The 230-nt window shown below is 59.1% G+C and carries 1 protein-coding gene; it reads left to right on the plus strand.

Annotation, left to right across the window (positions count from 1 at the left end):
* The coding region (locus KVT28_RS27365) for a spore coat protein U domain-containing protein (RefSeq protein WP_217551497.1) at positions 1–230 on the plus strand (230 nt) is incomplete at both ends.

The raw sequence follows: 230 nt of genomic DNA on the forward strand, positions 1-230 counted from the left end.
GGCAGGCTGTGTTGTCTCCGGAACCAATACCGGGGTATTCGGCACCCTTAATTTTGGTACCCAATCTGGCGTGGCCGCAAGCAGCGTCAGCGCCAGCTATGTGCAACGCACCACCATCACGCTCGCCTGCACGCCAGGCACCGCCGTGAGTATGAGCATCACCGGCGGCAGTCCTTACACCTCCACGCGCAATCTCAAACACACCAGTAACACCAATACCGTGGCGTACT

It is taken from the genome of Pantoea sp. GbtcB22, from assembly GCF_019091025.1.
Taxonomy (GTDB): domain Bacteria; phylum Pseudomonadota; class Gammaproteobacteria; order Enterobacterales; family Enterobacteriaceae; genus Pantoea; species Pantoea leporis.